We start from the raw sequence: 20387 nt of genomic DNA on the forward strand, positions 1-20387 counted from the left end.
AAAACGTCTTTTTATTGCAGCTAAAAACGCGTCGGGGTTTGATTTCCCAACGGCGTCCTTGCTGCATTGTTAATGTGTAATAGCACTTATTCCCGGCGGGATGCAATGCCTATAAAAAAACAGCGGGCTGTTAACCCGCTGTCTGATAGGCATCGCTGCCGGTGTGAGCCAGCAATTACAGCGCGGCGATGGTCGCCTGCTGTTCTTGCAGCTTCACTTTGCCTTCTTTGCAGGCCGCCAGACGATCGCGCTCTTTAGCCACCACCGCTTCCGGTGCGCGGGCCACAAAACCTTCATTGGCCAGCTTGCCTTCGATAGCGGCGATCTCGCCGTCCAGCTTGGCCATTTCCTTGGTCAGGCGCGCAATTTCCGCGTCCTTGTCAATGAAACCGGCCATTGGGATCAGCAGCTCGGCGCCGTCCACCAGTTTGGTGACCGATACCGGGCCTTTTTCGCCCGCCGGCAGCAGCGTGATGGATTGCAGACGTGCCAGTTTTTCGATGAAGCTCTGGTTGTCCTGCACCCGGCGCTGAGCGTCGCCGTTGGCGTTACGCAGCAGCACTTCCAGCTGTTTGCTTGGCGCGATGTTCATTTCGGCGCGAATGTTGCGCACCGCGGTGATCGCCTGCTTGATCCACTCCAGATCCGCCAGCGCCTGCGCGTCTTCCAGCGCGGCGTCGTAGGCCGGGAACGGCTGCAGCATGATGGTATCGGCGCTGATGCCTTTGATCTGTTTAACCCGTTGCCAGATGGTTTCGGTGATAAACGGAATGATCGGATGCGCCAGACGCAGCAGCGCTTCCAGCACGGTGATCAGCGTATGGCGGGTGCCGCGGCGTTCCGCTTCGCTGCCGTTGCTGACGATCGGCTTGGTCAGCTCCAGATACCAGTCGCAGAACTGGTTCCAGGTGAACTCGTACAGGATGCCGGCCGCGATATCAAAGCGGTAGTTGTCCAGCGCTTCGCGGTAGGCTTTCACCGTGCGGTTGAATTCCGCCAGGATCCAGCGATCCGCCAGCGACAGCTGTTTTTCGCCGCCGTTGAAGCCGCAATCCTGATCTTCGGCGTTCATCAGCACGAAACGGCTGGCGTTCCACAGTTTGTTACAGAAGTTGCGGTAACCTTCCAGACGCTTCATGTCCCAGTTGATGTCGCGACCGGTAGAGGCCAGCGCCGCCAGGGTGAAGCGCAGGGCGTCGGTGCCGTGCGGCTCGATGCCGTTCGGGAACTGCTTTTCGGTACGCTTGCGGATTTTTTCCGCCAGCTGTGGCTGCATCATGTTGCCGGTGCGTTTTTCCAGCAGGTCTTCCAGCGAAATACCGTCCACCATGTCCAGCGGGTCGATCACATTGCCTTTGGACTTGGACATTTTCTGCCCTTCGTCGTCGCGGATCAGGCCGGTCATGTACACGGTGTGGAATGGCACCTGCGGTTTGCCGTCTTCATCTTTGATAAAGTGCATGGTCAGCATGATCATGCGGGCAATCCAGAAGAAGATGATGTCGAAGCCGCTGACCATCACGCTGGTTGGGTGGAAGGTTTTCAGCGCGTCGGTCTGCTCTGGCCAACCCAGGGTGGAGAAGGTCCACAGGCCGGAGGAGAACCAGGTGTCCAGCACGTCTTCGTCCTGGTTCAACGCCACCTCGGCGCCCAGGTTGTTGTCGCGACGTACTTCGTCTTCGGTACGGCCGACGTAGACCTTGCCGTTGGCGTCATACCAGGCCGGAATACGGTGACCCCACCACAGCTGACGAGAAATACACCAGTCCTGAATGTCGCGCATCCAGCTGAAGTACATGTTTTCGTACTGCTTTGGCACGAACTGGATATCACCTTGCTCAACCGCTTCTACCGCCACTTTGGCCAGCGGTGCGGTGCGCACGTACCATTGGTCGGTGAGCATCGGTTCGATCACCACGCCGCCGCGGTCACCGTAAGGCACCGTCAGGTCGTGCGGTTTGATCTCGTCCAGCAGGCCGAGCTCGTCAAAGGCGGCAACCACCGCCTTGCGCGCGGCAAAACGCTCCAGGCCACGGAACTGCGCCGGGATCTCGTTGCAATAGTCGCTGCAGGCTTCGCCGAGGGTGTTGAACACTTCTGCTTCCTGGCGGATATCGCCGTCGAAGGTCAGAATGTTGATCATCGGCAGGCCGTGACGTTTGCCCACTTCGTAGTCGTTGAAATCGTGCGCCGGGGTGATCTTCACGCAGCCGGTGCCTTTTTCCATGTCGGCGTGCTCGTCACCGACGATGCGGATGCGGCGGCCGACCAGTGGCAGAATGATTTCCTTGCCGATCAGATCCTTGTAACGTGGATCTTCCGGGTTGACCGCCACGCCGGTGTCGCCCAGTACGGTTTCCGGGCGGGTAGTGGCGACGATCAGGTAATCTTTGCCTTCGGCGGTTTTAGCGCCGTCGGCCAGCGGATAACGCAGATGCCACATCGACCCTTTGGACTCGCGGTTTTCCACTTCCAGATCGGAGATGGCGGTGCGCAGTTTCGGATCCCAGTTCACCAGGCGCTTGCCGCGGTAGATCAGATCTTCTTTGTACAGGCGGACAAACACTTCTTTCACCGCGTTGGACAGGCCGTCGTCCATGGTGAAACGCTCGCGCTCCCAGTCCACGGAGTTGCCGAGGCGACGCATCTGGCGGGTGATGGTGCCACCGGATTCGGCCTTCCACTGCCAGATTTTGTCGATGAACGCGTCGCGGCCGTAGTCATGGCGGGTTTTGCCTTCTTCCGCCGCTATTTTGCGCTCCACCACCATCTGGGTAGCGATGCCGGCGTGGTCGGTACCTGCCTGCCACAGGGTGTTTTTACCCTGCATGCGCTGGTAGCGGATCATGGTGTCCATGATGGTCTGCTGGAAGGCGTGACCCATGTGCAGGCTGCCGGTGACGTTCGGCGGCGGGATCATGATGCAGAAGCTTTCCTGGCTGGTATCGCCATTCGGCTTGAAGTAACCCTGACTCTCCCAATGGTCGTACAGCTTCTGTTCGATTTGGGAAGGATCGTATGCGGTATCGAGCTGACTGTTTGTCTTTTCCATTTTATTTCGTAATTCAGTGAGTTGGCGGCGTTGCCGTGGTCAAGTGGAAGCCGACGCTGCGATAGGCTTTGTATCGGTCGCGCGCCAACTGTTTCAAGGTTTCTTCGTAAGGCACAAAGTCTACCACTTCATGGAAAGCAGTAGCAAAATCTGCAAACTGCGGCAGCAGGGCGATCAGCAGATCGCGTGGCGCATTACCGCGTTTTGCCGGCCAGCACAGCTCGACCGGCGCGCCGTAATGCGGCCCTTCACCCGCCAGGTTGTGTGGCACGAACTGATGCGGATCGCGCTGCCACAGCGCTTCGTCCAGCCGCTGCGCCTGTTCCTGGTTTTCGCAGGCAATCAGCACGCGCTTTCCGGCACGAAAGCCGTTGGCGGCCACGTCGCAGGCCACGGCTTCATGCGCACTGAGCGCGCCGACGGGCTGGTCGGTTTCGAGGAGGTAAAACGTTGCCTGCTTGATCATCTGATTCACCGCTGCCGATAAAAAAACAGGGCACAACGTAGTGGTTGCGCCCTTTTGGGATGGAGCAGGTAGCCCTGCTCCTTCGCTGCTGAGAGGATTATATACCCATAGGTTTCAAGTTGCAGCCAACGGCGCGGCTTGAAAGGTGTCGGGCATTTAATCGTCGCCGTTCAGCCCCGCACGGTTGAGCAGGAACTGCGACAGCAGCGCGACCGGACGGCCGGTCGCCCCCTTGGCCTTGCCGGAGCGCCAGGCGGTGCCGGCGATGTCCAGATGCGCCCAGCTGTACTTGCGGGTAAAGCGCGACAGGAAGCAGGCTGCGGTAATTGCTCCGCCCGGACGGCCGCCAATGTTCGCCATATCGGCAAAGTTGGAGTCCAGTTGCTCGTAGTATTCGTCGGCCATCGGCAGACGCCACGCGCGATCGCCGGCCTGTTCGGACGCGCCGATCAGCTCATGCGCCAGCGGGTTGTGGTTCGACATCAGCCCGGTGATGTGGTGGCCCAGCGCAATCACGCAGGCACCGGTCAGGGTGGCGATGTCAATCACCAGCTCCGGCTCGAAGCGCTCGACGTAGGTCAGGGTGTCGCACAGCACCAGACGGCCTTCGGCGTCGGTGTTCAGCACTTCCACCGTCTGGCCGGACATGGTGGTCAGCACGTCGCCCGGACGGTAGGCGCGCCCGCCCGGCATGTTTTCACAGCCGGCCAGTACGCCGATCACGTTCAGCGGCAGGTTGAGTTCCGCCACCACGCGCATCACGCCGTAGACCGTGGCCGCGCCGCACATGTCGTACTTCATTTCGTCCATGCCGTCGGCCGGTTTGATCGAAATGCCGCCGGAATCGAAGGTCAGACCCTTGCCCACCAGCACGATAGGCTTAGCGTCCGGGTTCGGGTTGCCCTTATATTCCATTACCGACATCAATGATTCGTTCTGCGAACCGGCACCGACCGCCAGATAGGCGTTCATGCCCAGCTCTTTCATCTGCTGTTCGCCAATCACCCGGGTGGTGACGTTGGTGCTGAAGGCGTCGGCCAACTGCCGCGCCTGCGACGCCAGATAGCCGGCGTTACAGATATTCGGCGGCATATTGCCGAGATCCTTCGCCGCCTTGATGCCGGAAGCGATCGCCAGGCCGTGCTGGATGGCGCGTTCGCCGCTGGTCAGTTCGCGACGGGTCGGTACGTTGAACACCATTTTGCGCAGTGGACGACGTGGCTCCACTTTGTTGCTTTTCAGCTGATCGAAGGTGTAGAGCGTTTCTTTGGCGGTTTCCACCGCCTGACGCACCTTCCAGTAGGTGTTGCGGCCTTTTACGTGCAGCTCGGTGAGGAAACACACCGCTTCCATCGAGCCGGTATCGTTGAGGGTATTGATGGTTTTCTGAATCACCTGTTTGTATTGGCGTTCATCGAGCTCGCGCTCTTTGCCACAACCGATCAACAGGATGCGCTCGGAGAGAATGTTTGGCACGTGGTGCAGCAGCAGGGTCTGACCGACCTTGCCCTCAAGTTCGCCACGGCGTAACAGAGCGCTGATATAACCATCACTGATTTTGTCGAGTTGTTCTGCGATAGGGGACAGGCGGCGCGGTTCGAAAACGCCGACTACAATACAGGCACTGCGCTGTTTTTCCGGGCTACCGCTTTTTACACTGAACTCCATGCACTCTCCTGAATCTTAAAGACAAAGGCGGACGCTACGGCTAGAATGACCCACTCCGTAACGATCTCCCGCCAATGAGTTAACTAAAGTATGTTAACCTTTACGGCGTAAATTGTTCTGTTTTGGCGACTATAGGTTTGTTCCTATAGGGCACCCAAACGGCTTGATGTTCTAATACTATTTTAGCTGTGAAGGTTGCCATATGATGAGAATAAATGGCGGATTAGCGAAGAAACTATCGATTTTCCTGCAAAAAGACAAGTTTTCACAGGCGTAATAAGCGTGATCATCATTAGATATCTGGTACGGGAAACGCTCAAGAGCCAAATCGCGATCCTGTTCATCCTGCTCCTGATCTTCTTTTGTCAGAACCTGGTCAGGGTGTTAGGGGACGCGGTGGACGGCGATGTCCCGACAAATTTGGTTTTATCTCTGCTCGCATTAGGTGTGCCGAAGATGGCGCAGCTAATCCTCCCATTAAGCCTGTTTCTCGGCTTGTTGATGACGCTTGGGCGTTTGTATACCGAAAGCGAAATCACGGTGATGCACGCCTGCGGTCTGGGCAAGCGCACGCTGATTATTGCCGCCATGGTGCTGGCGCTGCTCACCTCGCTGGTTGCCGCCGCCAACGTCTTCTGGATTGGGCCGTGGGCCTCCAGCCATCAGGATGAAGTGATCGCCGAAGCCAAGGCCAACCCGAGCATTGCCGGGCTGGCGGAAGGGCAGTTCCAGCCGTCGCAGGACGGTAACGCGGTGCTGTTCGTCGGCAACGTGAAAGGCAACACCTTCAACAACGTGTTCCTGGCGCAGCTGCGGCCGAACGGCAACCAGCGCCCGTCGGTGGTGGTGGCGGAACATGGCCAGATCAACCAGATGAAAGACGGCTCGCAGGTGGTGACGCTCGACAAGGGCACCCGCTTTGAGGGCACAGCGCTGCTGCGCGACTTCCGCATTACCGACTTTAGCGATTACAAGGCGGTGGTCGGCCACCGTGCGGTGGCGATGGACAACACTCAGGCCGAACAGATGTCGATGCGCACCCTGTGGCAGTCCGACGATCAGGAAGCGCGCGCCGAGTTTCACTGGCGCCTGACGCTGGTGGTGTCGGTGGTGCTGATGGCGCTGCTGGTGGTGCCGCTGAGCGTGGTCAATCCGCGTCAGGGACGGGTGCTGAGCATGCTGCCGGCGATCCTGCTGTACCTGATTTTCTTCCTGCTGCAGACCTCGCTGCGCTCTAACGCCGGCAAGGGCAAGCTGGATCCGATGCTGTGGATCTGGCTGGTGAACGCGGTGTACTTTGCCATCGCGCTGGCATTGAACCTGTGGGATACCGTGCCGATGCGCAAGCTGCGCGCACGCCTGAGAGGAGCAGCCTGATGTTTGGCGTATTAGACCGTTATATCGGTAAAACCATCTTCAACACCATCATCATGACGCTGTTCATGCTGGTGTCGCTGTCCGGCATCATCAAGTTTGTCGATCAGCTGCGCAAAGTCGGCCAGGGCGAATATTCCGCCTTGGGCGCCGGCATGTATACCCTGCTTAGCGTGCCAAAGGACGTGGAGATCTTCTTCCCGATGGCGGCGCTGCTGGGTGCACTGCTCGGGCTGGGCCAGTTGGCGACGCGCAGTGAACTGGTGGTAATGCAGGCTTCCGGCTTTACCCGCCTGCAAATCGCCGGCTCGGTGATGAAAACCGCCATTCCGCTGGTGCTGCTGACCATGGCGATCGGCGAATGGGTCGCGCCGCAGGGCGAGCAGATGGCGCGTAATTACCGTGCGCAGCAAATGTACGGCGGTTCGCTGCTGTCGACCAAAAACGGCCTGTGGGCGAAGGACGGCAACGACTTTATCTACATCGAACGGGTCGCAGGCGAGAACGAACTGTCCGGCGTCAATATCTACCACTTCAACGATCGTCGTCGGCTGGAAACGGTGCGCTATGCCGCCACCGCCACCTTTGAAGACGGCGCCTGGCAGCTGTCGCAGGTAGACACCTCGGATCTGACCAACGAAAAACAGGTAACCGGTACCCAGACGCTGACCGGGGTATGGAAAACCAACCTGACGCCGGACAAGCTCGGCGTGGTGGCGCTGGACCCGGATTCGCTGTCGATCAGCGGTCTGCATAACTACGTGAAGTACCTCAAGCAGAGCGGCCAGGAAGCCAGCCGCTACCAGTTGAACATGTGGAGCAAAATCTTCTCGCCGCTGTCGGTGGCGGTGATGATGCTGATGGCGCTGTCGTTCATCTTCGGGCCGCTGCGCAGCGTGCCGATGGGGATGCGGGTGGTCACCGGCATCAGCTTCGGCTTCCTGTTCTACGTGATGGACCAGATCTTTGGCCCGCTAAGCCTGGTGTACAATATGCCGCCGGTGCTCGGTGCGCTGTTGCCAAGCCTGCTGTTCCTGCTGATCAGCGTGTATCTGCTGCTCAAGCGCAGATAATCCGCTGTGCCGGCCCCGCGACATCGAGGGGCCGGATCCCTGCCTGCGGCGCCTGGCGCCGTTACATCAGCCAATCCAGCACCAGCACCCCGACCAGGCTGATGGCCCAGGCGATGGTGGTCGGCACCGACCACACCATGATCTGCTGTTTGACCTCCTTGATGCCCATCATACGGTTCACCACCCAGAACATACTGTCGTTGAAATAGCTAAAGAACAGCGCCCCGAGCGTAGCCGCCTGCGCCGCCGCCAACATGTTGATGCCCGGCAGTTGGCTGACGATCGGCGCCGAAATCGAGGCGGCGGTGATCATCGCCACGGTGCCGGAACCCTGAATCAGGCGCACCAGCGTGGCGATAACAAACGGGATCAGGATCGGCGACAGCGGCAGGCTGGCGACGTGCTGTGCCAGCAGATTGCCGGTGCCGCTTTCGCGCAGTACCGCCCCCAGCGCGCCACCGGCGCCGGTCACCAGCAGAATGATCCCCGCCGATTGCAATCCTTCTTCCAGCCGTTCCAGCGTTTGCTGCTTGTCGACCTTTGGCATCAAGGTGGCGACCGCCAGCAACACGCTGATCGCCAGCGCAATCACCGGCGAACCGAGGAAGGCGAAAACCTGCCCCCACAGGCTGCCGTCCAGCCCGCTGAAGCTGGCGGTCTTCGCCAGCATGCTATTCACCGCGTTGATGAAGATCAGCGCAATGGGCGTGACGATCGGCAGCAGCGACAGCAGCAGGCTCGGCAGCGGCTTGGCGGCCTTGGCTGCCAGATAGTCCTGATGGGCGGCGTGCAGATCCAGCGGCGGCTCATCGTCCGGCTGCAGCGCAAATTCCGGGTATTTGCTGCCCAGCCAGCGCGCATAGAGCACGATGCCGATCACGCACGGAATGGCCAGAATCAGCCCTGCCAGCATCATCGCACCGATATCCACGCCGAAGATGCCCGCTACCCCCAGCGGCCCCGGCGTCGGCGGCACCGCATGGTGAGTGAGGATCAGCCCGCCGGCTAACGCCACGCCGAGCGTCAGCAGATTGCGCTGCCCCTTTTTGGCCAACGCCTTCACCAGCGGATAGAGGATCACGAATGCCGAATCAACGAAGATCGGGATACTGACGATATAGCCGGTAATCGCCAGCGCCCACTCTTCGCGCTTTTTGCCCAGCCATTTGATAAAGCTGTAGGCGATCTGCTCCGCCGCGCCGGAGACTTCCAGCACCCGGCCCATCATCACCCCCAGACCGATAACGATACCGATACTGCCGAGCGTCGAGCCAAAGCCCTTGGTGATGGTATCAATGGTTTGCACCGCGCTGAGGCCGCCGGACAGCCCGGCGATCGAGGCGGCAATCAGCATGGCGATCAGCGCGTGCACCCGAGTGCGCAGCACCAGAAACACCAGCACGAACACCGCCACCGCCAGCCCGATAATTGGAATATATAATTCCATAATCAGTTCCCACCCTGCTGTTGTTCGCGCATAAAGGCGCGGATCGCTTGCTGGAAGTTTTCGTCGGCGACGAAGCCCATGGCCAGCGCGCGGCGTACGTCGAAGTTGCCCGGCCAACTGGCAACGATGCGGTTTATCGCCTCATTGGCCTCAAAGCGCACCAGGCCGCTGACCTGCTCGCCGGCCACCTCGCGCAGCGCATCCAGCATCTGCTGCACGCGCACGCTGATGCCCGGTAGGTTGACGGTGCGCGCAGTGCCGAACGACTCGGCAGGCAACGTGGCGGCGTGGATAAAGTTGCGCACCACGCTGGCCGGGCTGGATAGCCACAGCGCCAGATCCGGTGACACCGGACACACCGCCGGTTCGCCGTGCAGCGGTTCGCGGATTATGCCGCTGGCGAACGACGAGGCCGCCTGATTCGGCTTACCTGGCCGCACGCTAATGGTTGGCAGGCGCAGCACGCGACCGTCGACAAAGCCCTTGCGTGCGTAGTCGTTAATCAAAAGCTCGCACATCGCCTTTTGCGTACCGTAAGAGGATTGCGGCGTGACCGCGCAGCCGTCATCGATCAGCGCCGGTAGTTGCCCGCCGAACACCGCCAACGAACTGGTGAAGATAAATTTCATCGCCGGTGCCTTGCGGCGTGCGGCCTCCAGCAGTTGCCGGGTGGCGTCGAAGTTGACCTGCATACCGAGATCGAAATCGCTTTCGGCGTGGCTGCTGACGATGGCCGCCAGATGGAACAGCACGCCGCATTCGGCGTCGATCAGCGCCTCCGCGGCCTGCGGCTGGCTGAGATCGAGTGCGACACAGCTGACGCGCGGATCGTCCAGCGGCGAGCGCGGCAGGTGGATGTCTGCCAGTATCAGTTGATCAAAACTCAGGGTGTGCTGGCCTTGCAGCAGAGCGGTGGCCAGGCGCTGACCCAAAAATCCGGCACCGCCGGTGATGATGATTTTCATGTGTTATTCCTTGCCAAGCGTTGTGATTAGAGTTGGACGTTGTGCAGCCGCAGGCCGCGTTCTTTAAGCTGTTGTTGTGCCGCTGGCGCCAGCGCGGCATCGCAGATGATGTCGTTCAGCGCTTCCAGCGGGCAGACGCGGAACATGCCGTACTTGCCGTATTTGCTGCTGTCGGAGACCAATACCCGACGGCGGGCGACCTCCAGCAGCGCCTGCTTCACCAGCACTTTTTCTTCGTGCGGGGTCGACAGCCCGTGCTCCAGATCCCACGAACTGGTGCTGATGAACGCCACGTCGATGTTCAGCGTGCGCAGCAGCATCGCGGCGCTGTTGCCGACGCAGGAATAATTGCGCTGATCCACCAGCCCGCCGGTGTGGAACAGGCTGAGCTGCGGGCGGTTCATCAGGTGCTGGATAATGGAAAAATCGTTGGTGACCACCGTCAGGTTGAAACGCTCCGCCAGATTGCGGGCGATTTCATAGGTGGTGGTGCCGGCATCCAGATAGACCACCTGGCCATCCTCCACCAGCGTGGCGGCATACTTGCCGATGGCGCACTTGTGGCGGTGGTGCAACTGGGCCTTTTCGTTGTAGGCCAGTTCCTGGCGCAGCGTGTCGCTCAGCCGCACGCCGCCGCTGACGCTGACCACTTTGCCTTCTTCTTCCAGCACGCGGACGTCGCGCCGCACCGTCATATGGGAGACGCTCATCAGCTCCGCCAGGGCGACGATGGGCACCAACTGGTATTCATGCACATAGCGATAGATAAAATCACGGCGTTCGGACGGGATCATGTTTGCTCCTCAGGCACTGGCGGCAGGCCGTCGCCGTGGCTGTTATTTTTTGTTATCACCAGAAATATTTGACGATTTGATTTAACAAGTAAGCGATAGTGGTCACAATTGCGGCGCGGAGAGAATGTGATGGTTGTCTGTTTAATTATTTGAATTAAATAAATTTATTCTGATATGGCGGGCAATGGGCAGTGAACAGCCGCCTGTGATAAATAATGTGACGTATAACAAGCTTTGTGAGCGGACGAGCAGGCGGGCAGGGCGGGATGGTAGGGCGACAGTGCCGAGACGTGCGAGCCAGGGCATGCGCCGCCGTTTTTTTCAGCACTTAACTCATTGAAGCCATGATAACTATTGCACGGCGATCGCTGGTAGGTATAATACACCCGTTTTCCGCATACTACTTCAGTGCCGAAGTGGCGAAATCGGTAGACGCAGTTGATTCAAAATCAACCGTAGAGATACGTGCCGGTTCGAGTCCGGCCTTCGGCACCATTAGTATGTAAATGGACCTCAACTGAGGTCTTTTTTTATGTCTAAAATCCAGTCCCCGCAAGGCTTTCCTCGCTTTTTCACTCAACCTAAGTCAACCTGATTCAATCTACATCAACTTACTGATGTGGGTACATCTGCGGGTATATCCCGGTTCGATAATGTTTGTACCCACACAGAACCCTTGAAAGGATACTCATCATGGCTCTGAGTGATGTGAAGGTTCGTTCGGCTAAGCCTGAAGCAAAAGCCTATAAGCTGACGGATGGTGACGGCATGGTTTTGCTGGTTCACCCTAACGGTTCGAAATATTGGCGGCTGCGTTATCGTTTTGGTGGTAAGGAGAAGATGCTGGCGCTGGGTAAATATCCCGAAGTTTCGCTGGCGGATGCCAGGGCACGCAGGGATGAGGCCCGTAAACTATTAGCTAATGGCGTCGATCCCAGTGAGAACAAAAAAGCTGTTAAAGTAGAGCAGGAACAAGAGGCGATAACGTTTGAAGTGGTTGCCAGAGACTGGCACGCCAGCAATCAGAAATGGTCGGCATCGCATAGTGCTCGTGTATTGTAAAGTCTCGAAGATAATCTCTTTGCTACTATCGGTAAGCGGAACATTGCTGAATTGAAGACGCGGGATCTACTTGTACCCATTAAAGCTGTGGAGTCATCCGGACGCCTTGAAGTTGCCGCCCGTTTACAGCAGCGTACTACCGCGATTATGCGCTTTGCTGTGCAGAGTGGGTTAATCGACTACAACCCCGCGCAAGAAATTGCTGGTGCGGTTGCTACGGCGAAAAGGCAGCATCGTGCTGCGCTCGAACTCAATCGCATTCCTGAACTACTTCATCGTATTGATCATTACTCCGGCAGACCGTTAACCCGACTGGCAGTAGAACTCACGTTGTTGGTTTTCATCCGTTCAAGCGAGCTGCGTTTTGCACGCTGGTCTGAAGTAGATTTTGAAACGGCCATGTGGACAATTCCGGGAGAACGTGAGCCACTGGAAGGCGTTAAGAATTCTCAACGTGGTTCGAAGATGCGGACTCCACATCTTGTTCCCTTATCACGTCAGGCCTTAGCTATTCTGGAAAAGATCAAAAGCATGAATGGAAATCGAGAGCTGATCTTTGTTGGTGATCATGATCCGCGTAAACCCATGAGTGAAAACACGGTGAACAAGGCTTTGCGAGTTATGGGCTATGACACCAAAACGGAAGTCTGTGGGCATGGTTTCAGGACGATGGCATGTAGTTCACTTATTGAATCAGGATTGTGGTCGAGGGATGCAGTTGAGCGGCAGATGAGTCACCAGGAACGTAACTCTGTACGTGCGGCTTATATTCATAAGGCCGAGCATCTTGGGGAGCGGAGGCTAATGGTGCAGTGGTGGGCTGATTATCTTGATGCCAACCGTAAAGGGATATTACGACCTTATGATTTTAAAGACTGATAGTTCGTTATAAAAAGAGGGCTGAGAAGCCCTTTTTTACAAATTTATTACATCATGCGGGAATGATATTTTTTTCAGGTTTGTGATTTTGTGCAATCGATGGCTTTTGTGTTAAGACTGAACGTACGGCTTCATCATTCAACAATCTAATGAAAGCTTTTTTGCGTGCTTTACTTGTTAGCTTTATATATGGTATACCATTGCCATCATTAATTAGATCAATATTCCTTCCTATTGTGGGGAAGCTAGTCTTTATCTCATTGACAATGTTAACATCGATATTTAGTTCCAATATTCCGTTTTTAAGAACTCTGGCTAATTTTCTCATAAAGCCGCGATCATCTTTCATGTCGTCGAAGATTTTCTCTGGCTCGGCTAAGACAGACTTATTGACAATCTCCATTTCAATGATTTTTGGTGTTACTTCAGAAACCATATTGTCAATTACTTGAGTAAGTCCATATCTTTCTTCTAATAATTTAATGTTAATAGCATAACTAATTCCTTCAAAAACAAAAAAATCAATTACTTTGGATATGTTTATCATATCGTAAGGTATAGGAACTAATACATCCCCCTCACCTAAAAATGAGAGCCTTGATTTCTTATGTAAAAAATTGGGGTATCTATGTTGATACAAAAATATATTTTTATCACCATCACTTATGTGATAAACAAGACCAATAATGTTATCGAGATTTACGTCATTAAATTTAAAGTCAATAGGGTTGTCAGCAACTGTCAATGACGATATTTCTTCAATTATTTTAATGATAGTGCTTTTATCTTCGCTGGCGATATCAAAACAGTAAACACCTTTATTTTCATAGTTCATATCTGTGATATTATCTATTATTGCATCATCATTATCGTTAACAGATATTCTCTTTATAATTTCATCAGTGATAGATTTTTTGAAATTTTCAGTGATGAGAGGCTCAGTATTTTCATCATGTAAAATAACACGTCGATAAATATAGTTGTCATTATCGTTTATGATGAAAAACATCTCACCTGTAAGACCATTACTTTGAACGAAGGCCTCTAATTCATTTTTCATTCAACATGACTCCTGATAAGATCAAATAAGTTTTGCGATCAAAGTATCATCATCAATCTTCTTTATTTTAACTTGACAATCATTAGACATTTTCCCCCTACATATTACTGTATACTCCTTACCGGAAGAATCATTTTTAATAACACATTTATATAACCTGAAGCCAAGTATTGCCAACGATGGGTTAGCATAAAATCTGTTTGTCCTTACATAAATAACACCGATAAAACAAATCATCAGCAGCAAGTTGATTACTGTTCTCTTGCTATTAACGTCAGTGAATACAAGAGGCATTACATAAGTAGTTAAAAATTCAAGATGTTCATGAGTTTGATTTTTAACGTTATTCACTTTATGGGTGCTTCCCCAACCTCTTGATAACGATGAAAATAAATATAATACAGATGAAATACCCGAGAAAACCATCGAAATACAGAAAATAAAAACAAAATTCCTGATTTTTAACTTGTCAAAGTTGTTAAATACATCCTCAAATGTATACTTCAACAAAATAAATCTAACCAATCTTTCAATAAAAACCCAATCAAAGGACATTATTGAAACAGATAAAAACAAAATCCACAAAGATAAAAAATAAAGATAATATTTGAACTTTATATTGTCGCATGATGCACTGTTAGAATTAGTAGATGCCATAGTATACCTTACAAAAATACAGTGCTGTTAATATTATAAAAGCAATTTTAACAGAAGAGATGAGTGAAAAACAACACTAACAACAGGCATGATATCTGTCGTAAAAGAATTTTGTATATACATCACACATTGAGGTGCGAGTTGAGGCTTCAGATACATCATCTAGTAATTCAGTGGCTCCCCGTGCAAGCATAGCCCTTATCATTATGATTTTTATGAATTCTTTCTAACTTGTGACGGAGGCGTATATCGTTGTAATCTAGTGATACATACGGATAAGGAAGATGTAGAAGAAAATGATCGAACGCATGCTTTTTGAAAACTTACTCACGAAGGCGACTGAAAGACTCTCTCAGGATCTGAATACATCAAGTAAATATCACAACTCGAGAGGATTTGAGCAAAGGGTTAGGGAAGTTTTAGGTGATTTATTAACTGAAATGGGGTTGTCTGTAGACATGAGTCCACCAGCGCAAGAATTTCCGGATATAATTATTGGAAATTTTGGTGTGGAGGTAAAGTACTCAGATAACAATACATGGAGATCAATAGCAAACAGTATCTTTGAGGGAAGTCGAAAGCAAGGAGTAGATTATGTATATCTCTTATTTGGAAAAACTGGCGGTGTACCCGATGCTAAATGGGGTCGCTATGAAGAATGCATAATGCATGTAAGAACATCACATGTTCCAAGGTTTGAGGTGGAAATAAATGCTAAAGAGCCGTTATTTGATAAATTGAATATAGCCTATAATGATTTTAGAGTGTTAAGCCCAGAAGAAAAAATGCCTTTCATTAGAAAATATGCAAAGAATAGATTGAAACCCGGTGAAAGGCTTTGGTGGATTGATGATCAACCAGATGAAAGGACTCTACCATTAGAGGTCAGATTATATACTAAACTTTCCCAGCCAGAAAAGAGGAAATACAGAGCAGAATCAGCAGTGCTCTGCCCGCAGATAGTTAAATCAAGCCGCGCATCAGGAAAATATGATGATGTGACTATGTTTCTCCTCACATACTATGGAATATTGTGCAATCAGGCTAGGGATTTATTTTCCGCAGGAAGTGTCGCTATGCGAGCATCACCAGTAAGAGGTGGAAATTATCTTGAAAGAGCATTAAAAGATATAGAAAAAGAAATGATTAAAGCTTTTGATGAATTAGAAGATGCATTATTTGAAGAGTATTGGGGAATAATTATACACAGAAATGAAAGAATCAAATACTGGCTAAACTTGGCTGATTCTTTTGCAGTGGGATGGATACCATCTGAGACTTTATTTACCGAGATTGAGTATTGAGAGGTTAAAGGATACCATGATTAGTAAAATATACTAATCATGGTATCAATAAGTTTAATGGATTATTATAATTTATCTAAATATTCCTCAACGGCTTGCGCTAAGTGCCAAGCTAAAACAGGAGGAACTGCATTTCCAACTTGCCTTTCAGTTTCTCTCAAGTTTGACTCAAAAACAAAGTTATCAGGAAATGATTGAAGACGGGCGGCTTCTCTCATTGAGATACGCCTGTCCAGTTTATAATGAAATTGTATATTACCATGACATTCGGCCCTTATGGTTTGTGATGGTTTATCTTCTTTCAAACGCCTACTTCCTTGGTCTGGGCTTTTTTTTGCTTTACTCCAGATATGGTTAAAGATACGATCTTCATCGATATTTTCTAAATCATGAATTGCATCATAACAAGTCAACCATTCATTTTTATGCAGTATATCAACGGGTTCTTTAAAGAGTGGATTTCCGTGTAGAGTCCCGACTATAAAAACGCGTTCTCTCGTTTGAGGAACTCCAAAATTAGCTGAGTTGTAAAGTTTATAGCTAACATTGTAACCGAGTTCGCTAAAATCTTTAATAACACGAGCTAACGATTCCTCGTTGTATTTCATAAGAAGCCCTTTAACATTTTCGGCGATGAAAATCTTTGGGCGAGAGCGTTTGACTGCTTCTACCATCGCAAGATATAAACCACTACGTTTACCATCGACGCCCGCTCTTTTGCCATTGATAGATATATCTTGACAAGGGAACCCACCAATTAAAACATCACATTCGTTAGGCACTAAATCTATAAGTTCCCAAATATCACCCTCAGCTATATTATGGCTGAAATTTTTTTTATATGTTTTAACTGCATTAGGATTAAATTCATTTGCCCAAGTTACTTCAAATTTTGTTTTTTTATATTGTTTATTTAGTACAGAAAACCCACCACAAAAACCTAAGTCCATTCCGCCACAACCAGAAAAAAGAGAAATAAGTTTATATTTTTCTTTTTGGAAAGTGTCATTATTCGATGCTAAAGCTATCGATATTTTACTTTCAATCCAAGCAGCCAAACTAACACCTTGAGCTTCAGCTAAGGCTCTCCAAGTTTCTTTCTGAGAGGGAGTTATACGCAAATGTATTTTTTCGCTTTTGATTTCTGTTGCAATAACTGTTGTCATTTCGTTACTCTCGTTACCTTGGGTTTAACCTGATCTTATATACATCATAAACAAAATTTGATGTGTGTACAGTAAAAGTTAAAAAAAAATCGCAATAAATTATAATGTGTTGATTTATATAGATTTTTATGAAAATAAATCTTGCGCAAATCATATAGAAAAACGCCAAAACTGAAAGGGGAAGTACATGCGTTTGGAAAGGGTGAGAGAAAATATTACATTCAAATTTAATGTTAAATACTCGAAACCATAGCTTTTATACCTTGAGAATCTATTTCACAATTTCCATTCCCAGCTAAAAGCCACTCTTCAAGACAATCCTGTAGAACAAGGGTGTCTAATTTCCTTTTCCCGATTAAAGCGCATTCCCAAACAACAATGACCTTATAACCTAGGTTATTTAAAATAGAGATGACGCGAATATCTCTTTCAGCATTTTTCTGCAATTTACTTACCCAATATTTGTTCGCAGAGTCTGGCGCTCTGAACATATGACATTGATGACCATGCCAGAAACAACCATTTACAAATATTGCGGTTTTATATACTTCGCACAAAAAATCAGGTTTACCATATAGGCTATGACAATGAGCTATATAAGTAATATCAAGATTACTGAGAATTCCATCTATAATTATTTCAGGTTTTGTATTCTTTGAGTGTATTGACCTCATAATGTGAGATCTTTTTTCTTGAGATATTCTCATCATAATCTCCTTAATGTGAAAGCATAATGATATTATAGCATAAGGTGTAAAATTCAATATATTAATTCATGTAATGAAGTTTATATCATACATAAAATAGGATTTGAATTCGTTAACCTGTTTATTTTCTATAAATAGCATAAAGTTACTTCTTCCTTCCTACTATAGACTCAAGAAATATTTTCCCTTTTAATTTAAGTCTTGACTTATCCTCAGTACTAACATTTTTAAAATTCATTAATATTCCCAACACAAACTCCTTATCAACATCTTCTACTTTACAGCCTACAGCTTTAGCCACTTCAGCACCAAGGATGATCTTCAGGCGTGTTTCAGCGCTCTTGGATAAAGATTTCTCTTTGCTCTTGAGACGATTCAAGCGCATCTGCGCTGATGCTATTTTTTGCTTAATTGTTTTTTCTGTTCTTGGTTCTCTGTTTTTATCATCTGTATTCATAATTACTTTTCCTTTTAGTTGTCAACAATATTAAATACAATTAAAAAAAGAAAAGATCAAACCATAGGCAGAAGATTGAATGCTTTGCATTCCAGATTAAATTGCGCAGCGCGAGATTATTGTCAGTAAGCTCAAAATAAAATTATGCAACACAAGCGAGTGCAACCACTAACATTAAATGTCTGATACTCTCCCCGTTACTTATTTTATCAAATCAATGAAACTAATTTCATCTGTTGTTTTTAAACTCTGATTCATGATCTTAACCTGTGAATTGTGCAACACGGAAAAATGTCTGTTATTTTCACTATTTTATCTAAATTTCACTTTCCCGCCTTACGGCGGGAGACTAATTTAGCTGTTTTTGCCCTTACGGGCGCTATCTAAAACCCAAATATTCAATATTATTACTCTACCTCAACCGTTTATCCGATTCTAGCCCTGTTAATTTCACAGTCTGTAAAACTAGAGTTATTATTTAACTATAGAAAAACTTAAAACATTGTCGTTATTTTTAGCTCCTTTAGGAGATATAAAAATAAAGCAATGCCCACCTATACACTCACTTCGTGAGCGTGTGGGGTCTACCGACGGTTGCCTGCCGCAGGCTAACACCGTTTCCTACGGAAACAAGGTCAACGTCAACACCAGAGTTTTTCTTGCGAAAAACTAAAACCAGCATAGTCGCATGGGATATTTATATTTCGATTTGATATTTAATTTATATGAGGTTGTTTTTATTGCATGGCTATTTTTCATCTTGATTTTAAAATTGTGAAACGAAGTGAGGGCAGATCTTCCGTTGCGAAAGCTGCTTACCATGCTCGTTGCAGAATCACAGATGAAAGAACGGGTGATACCTATGATTATAGCCGCCGTACCGATTTATACGGGCATTTCATATTAGCACCAGTTAATGCTCTAGAACATATCGTAAAAGACTCTACAGCATTGTGGAATGAAGTTGAAAGGGTTGAGCGTCAGAGTAATGGACAAACAGCCCGTTATTTCGATGTTGCTATCCCCGCTGAGCTAACCAATGATGATAAGAAAAAGCTTGTTCTTGAATATTGTCAGAAAAATTTTGTAGAAAAGGGAATGATTGCTGATATCGCTTTTCACGATCTCGATAGCGATAATCCTCATGCTCACGTTATGTTGACGTTAAAAACCGTAAGCTCGGAAGGTTTTGGTAAAAAAGAAAGAAGCTGGAACGACAGAAAAATGTCTGTGTTGTGGCGTGAATCATGGGCATCGATGGCTAACAGCTACCTTGCTGCTGCGGGTTCAACAGAGCGTATTGATCATCGTTCCCTTCAAGCCCAGCACGAAGAGGGATTAGAAAAAGCAGCGGTTGCTCTGGATAATGAAGAAAAAGCGCTATGGCTTGCTAAAGCCGCCGAAACAAACCGCCCTGCCATGAAACGAATTCACAGCGGCAAATGGCGTAGTAAGGCGGCTCAGGAACAAAGAGCTGTAGAACAAGCTGTTCGTGATGCAGCCAAGCAAGAAGCCGTTGAAGTCTACAAAACATTCAACGAACTTGATCTTGAAATCGTCGTTGATGTCAGAAGCTTCACTGTATCTATTCTTGCCGAACAAGAAGAGATTGTATTACCAGAAACGCGCTCCGGATCTTCGACTAATGAAGTACAAAGACCCGTATTGGTTGCGCCAGCTCCTAATACCCGCATCAGGGGTGTTAAATCCTATCGTGATAAATCCAAAGTCAGTAAGGTTGTTGCTGGTAAGAAACCATCAGTCAGTATTTCTGATTCTGGAACAAATACTATTCTGAAAATATCCACCCCTCAAAACCCAAACAGGGCATCCAGAAGCGCCCCTGAACGTGTTAAGAGGACACTGATCTTACCCAGCAATAGTGGACACGCGACTAAGTGAGTAAACTCTCAAGCAAGAGGTGACTCACATGACAAAACCAGCATCAACCACCAAAAAGCCACGCAAGCAACATACACCTGAATTCCGCGACGAAGCCCTGAAACTGGTTGAACGTATTGGTGTGGCCGCAGCCGCCCGCGAACTCAGCCTTTATGAGTCGCAAATTTACACCTGGCGTAGCAAGCGGCAGCAACAGGCAACGTCCTCTGAACGTGAGAGCGAACTCGCCGCTGAGAATGCTCGCCTCAAACGCCAACTGGCTGAACGAGACGAGGAGCTGGCCATTCTCCAAAAGGCCGCGACATACTTCGCCAAGCGCCTGAAATGAAGTATGTCTTTATCGAAAAGCATCAG

Annotated in this window: 14 protein-coding genes, 1 tRNA gene and 3 pseudogenes; 7 read left to right on the forward strand and 11 right to left on the reverse strand. The window is 49.9% G+C overall.

From position 1 onward, the window contains the following. Positions 1-175: 175 nt before the first annotated feature. From ACCC84_RS19175 to pepA, 3 genes are all read right to left on the reverse strand, one after another. Positions 176-3052 (reverse strand): valine--tRNA ligase, encoded by a 2877-nt coding sequence (locus ACCC84_RS19175; RefSeq protein WP_273870563.1) that lies wholly within the window; start codon positions 3050-3052, stop codon positions 176-178. 13 nt (positions 3053-3065) lie between these two features. Beyond that, a complete protein-coding gene (locus ACCC84_RS19180; RefSeq protein WP_039992441.1) occupies positions 3066-3515 on the reverse strand; it encodes a DNA polymerase III subunit chi in 450 nt (149 codons plus the stop codon). A gap of 159 nt (positions 3516-3674) precedes the next feature. Further along, the gene (gene pepA, locus ACCC84_RS19185; protein WP_004955813.1) at positions 3675-5186 is read right to left on the reverse strand and encodes a leucyl aminopeptidase; all 1512 of its coding nucleotides are present in this window, start codon (positions 5184-5186) and stop codon (positions 3675-3677) included. A 282-nt stretch (positions 5187-5468) separates the two neighbouring features. On the opposite strand from pepA, the gene lptF reads away from it, so the two are divergent. After that, a complete protein-coding gene (gene lptF, locus ACCC84_RS19190) occupies positions 5469-6563 on the forward strand; it encodes an LPS export ABC transporter permease LptF (RefSeq protein WP_198773203.1) in 1095 nt (364 codons plus the stop codon). Beyond that, positions 6563-7633, forward strand: a complete 1071-nt coding sequence (lptG, locus tag ACCC84_RS19195; RefSeq protein ID WP_004955810.1) for an LPS export ABC transporter permease LptG — start codon at positions 6563-6565, stop codon at positions 7631-7633. Before lptF ends, lptG begins: the two co-directional genes overlap by 1 nt. Positions 7634-7694: 61 nt before the next feature. On the opposite strand, the gene ACCC84_RS19200 is transcribed toward lptG, so the two are convergent. From ACCC84_RS19200 to ACCC84_RS19210, 3 genes are read right to left on the reverse strand one after another with little or no spacing between them, the layout of a single operon-like run. Continuing rightward, complete coding sequence (locus tag ACCC84_RS19200) at positions 7695-9080, reverse strand: GntP family permease (RefSeq protein ID WP_371902166.1); 1386 nt, start codon at positions 9078-9080, stop codon at positions 7695-7697. Between the two features lie 2 nt (positions 9081-9082). Next, a complete protein-coding gene (denD, locus tag ACCC84_RS19205; RefSeq protein ID WP_371902167.1) occupies positions 9083-10045 on the reverse strand; it encodes a D-erythronate dehydrogenase in 963 nt (320 codons plus the stop codon). Between the two features lie 26 nt (positions 10046-10071). Continuing rightward, positions 10072-10839 (reverse strand): DeoR/GlpR family DNA-binding transcription regulator, encoded by a 768-nt coding sequence (locus ACCC84_RS19210; RefSeq protein ID WP_371902168.1) that lies wholly within the window; start codon positions 10837-10839, stop codon positions 10072-10074. A gap of 410 nt (positions 10840-11249) precedes the next feature. On the opposite strand from ACCC84_RS19210, the gene ACCC84_RS19215 reads away from it, so the two are divergent. Both ACCC84_RS19215 and ACCC84_RS19220 read left to right on the forward strand, forming a co-directional pair. Beyond that, positions 11250-11334 (forward strand) — tRNA-Leu (locus ACCC84_RS19215). 198 nt (positions 11335-11532) lie between these two features. Then, a pseudogene (locus tag ACCC84_RS19220) lies at positions 11533-12780 on the forward strand (tyrosine-type recombinase/integrase). 52 nt (positions 12781-12832) lie between these two features. On the opposite strand, the gene ACCC84_RS19225 reads toward ACCC84_RS19220, so the two are convergent. Then, the gene (locus ACCC84_RS19225; RefSeq protein ID WP_371902169.1) at positions 12833-13840 is read right to left on the reverse strand and encodes a Kiwa anti-phage protein KwaB-like domain-containing protein; all 1008 of its coding nucleotides are present in this window, start codon (positions 13838-13840) and stop codon (positions 12833-12835) included. 21 nt (positions 13841-13861) lie between these two features. Then, on the reverse strand, positions 13862-14497 hold the full coding sequence (gene kwaA / locus ACCC84_RS19230) for an anti-phage protein KwaA (RefSeq protein WP_086523552.1): 636 nt from the start codon (positions 14495-14497) through the stop codon (positions 13862-13864). Between the two features lie 308 nt (positions 14498-14805). Between kwaA and ACCC84_RS19235 the strand changes: the two genes are divergently transcribed. Further along, positions 14806-15801, forward strand: coding sequence for a restriction endonuclease (locus ACCC84_RS19235; protein WP_371902170.1), 996 nt, complete (start codon positions 14806-14808; stop codon positions 15799-15801). Positions 15802-15866: 65 nt separating this feature from the next. Here ACCC84_RS19235 and dcm read toward each other — a convergent pair whose 3' ends face one another. The 3 genes from dcm to ACCC84_RS19250 form a co-directional block, all read right to left on the reverse strand. Further along, complete coding sequence (gene dcm / locus ACCC84_RS19240; RefSeq protein ID WP_086523554.1) at positions 15867-16967, reverse strand: DNA cytosine methyltransferase; 1101 nt, start codon at positions 16965-16967, stop codon at positions 15867-15869. A gap of 233 nt (positions 16968-17200) precedes the next feature. Then, positions 17201-17677 (reverse strand): very short patch repair endonuclease, encoded by a 477-nt coding sequence (locus ACCC84_RS19245; RefSeq protein WP_249269193.1) that lies wholly within the window; start codon positions 17675-17677, stop codon positions 17201-17203. 142 nt (positions 17678-17819) lie between these two features. After that, positions 17820-18131, reverse strand: coding sequence for a conjugal transfer protein TraD (locus tag ACCC84_RS19250; protein ID WP_086523556.1), 312 nt, complete (start codon positions 18129-18131; stop codon positions 17820-17822). A gap of 744 nt (positions 18132-18875) precedes the next feature. Here ACCC84_RS19250 and mobQ point away from each other — a divergent pair. Together mobQ and ACCC84_RS19260 are read left to right on the forward strand one after the other, a co-directional pair. Further along, positions 18876-20006 (forward strand): annotated as a pseudogene (gene mobQ / locus ACCC84_RS19255) (MobQ family relaxase); the annotation flags it as partial. A gap of 55 nt (positions 20007-20061) precedes the next feature. Then, positions 20062-20387 (forward strand): annotated as a pseudogene (locus tag ACCC84_RS19260) (transposase); the annotation flags it as partial.

Origin of the sequence: Serratia odorifera, assembly GCF_041448735.1 — a bacterium.
Lineage (GTDB): Bacteria > Pseudomonadota > Gammaproteobacteria > Enterobacterales > Enterobacteriaceae > Serratia_F > Serratia_F odorifera.

Excerpts from the sequence above, each read along its gene's own strand:
- ACCC84_RS19175 (WP_273870563.1), bottom strand. The coding sequence starts at position 3,052 with ATGGAAAAGACAAACAGTCAGCTCGATACCGCATACGATCCTTCCCAA.
- pepA (WP_004955813.1), bottom strand. The coding sequence starts at position 5,186 with ATGGAGTTCAGTGTAAAAAGCGGTAGCCCGGAAAAACAGCGCAGTGCC.
- lptG (WP_004955810.1), top strand. The coding sequence starts at position 6,563 with ATGTTTGGCGTATTAGACCGTTATATCGGTAAAACCATCTTCAACACC.
- ACCC84_RS19200 (WP_371902166.1), bottom strand. The coding sequence starts at position 9,080 with ATGGAATTATATATTCCAATTATCGGGCTGGCGGTGGCGGTGTTCGTG.
- denD (WP_371902167.1), bottom strand. The coding sequence starts at position 10,045 with ATGAAAATCATCATCACCGGCGGTGCCGGATTTTTGGGTCAGCGCCTG.
- ACCC84_RS19210 (WP_371902168.1), bottom strand. The coding sequence starts at position 10,839 with ATGATCCCGTCCGAACGCCGTGATTTTATCTATCGCTATGTGCATGAA.
- ACCC84_RS19225 (WP_371902169.1), bottom strand. The coding sequence starts at position 13,840 with ATGAAAAATGAATTAGAGGCCTTCGTTCAAAGTAATGGTCTTACAGGT.
- kwaA (WP_086523552.1), bottom strand. The coding sequence starts at position 14,497 with ATGGCATCTACTAATTCTAACAGTGCATCATGCGACAATATAAAGTTC.
- ACCC84_RS19235 (WP_371902170.1), top strand. The coding sequence starts at position 14,806 with ATGCTTTTTGAAAACTTACTCACGAAGGCGACTGAAAGACTCTCTCAG.
- dcm (WP_086523554.1), bottom strand. The coding sequence starts at position 16,967 with ATGACAACAGTTATTGCAACAGAAATCAAAAGCGAAAAAATACATTTG.
- ACCC84_RS19245 (WP_249269193.1), bottom strand. The coding sequence starts at position 17,677 with ATGATGAGAATATCTCAAGAAAAAAGATCTCACATTATGAGGTCAATA.
- ACCC84_RS19250 (WP_086523556.1), bottom strand. The coding sequence starts at position 18,131 with ATGAATACAGATGATAAAAACAGAGAACCAAGAACAGAAAAAACAATT.